This is a genomic window from Mammaliicoccus sp. B-M6, from assembly GCF_022386965.1.
Classification (GTDB): Bacteria; Bacillota; Bacilli; order Staphylococcales; family Staphylococcaceae; genus Mammaliicoccus; species Mammaliicoccus sciuri_A.
Genome location: NZ_JAJNHJ010000080.1, coordinates 1 through 632, shown reverse-complemented (window position 1 = coordinate 632; position 632 = coordinate 1). Strand labels below are relative to the sequence as shown.

Annotated in this window: 1 protein-coding gene; it reads left to right on the top strand. The window is 31.5% G+C overall.

Translation table 11 applies throughout. The features are described 5' to 3' along the window. Positions 1-147: 147 nt before the first annotated feature. Complete coding sequence (locus LQ693_RS13485) at positions 148-519, top strand: hypothetical protein (RefSeq protein ID WP_119494966.1); 372 nt, start codon at positions 148-150, stop codon at positions 517-519. Positions 520-632: the final 113 nt, after the last annotated feature.

Below are 632 nucleotides of genomic sequence, written 5' to 3'. Positions count from 1 at the left end.
TTGGATACTTTTTGGTGTCCTGATTATGTGAATGATGAACAATTTAAAGAAATAGTAGAATTTATTGCTGAAGGTAAAGAATATATTGAAACAGACTGGGAAAATCGAGCATTTGAAATAAAAATTAATTAAGAGAGGATTTTGTTTATGAAAGTAGGATTATTACGAGAAAAGCATAAAAAAGGTGTACTTGGAAGAACACTAACATATATAAGTAATTTTTATAATATAGACTTTTTTGTATTTACTTATGATGATGTTGATCTTGAAAATGAGACAATTGATGGTTTATTTTTTGAAGATGGACAATGGGTAAAAAAGCGTACAGAATTTCCTGATACAGTGGATAATGTACCGATGGATAAACGAAAATATCCTGAAATATCAGAGTGTCGACAAAGTCTTAGACTTTGCCGGCATTTTTTTATGCGCATGCTTTCCGCGCGCATGTTCTCAGCCTGTAGTCTTCGAATCATGCTGTTCCCGCAGGAGTCAGCGCTAAAAAATACCAAAAATTAACAATCCGTTTTATAATATAGTAGAAATTTTATTTAGGAGTTGATTCTATGTTAAATAAATCCGAGAATAAACGTGACCAATATGAAATGATTTCTGTTTCAGAGTTAGTACCT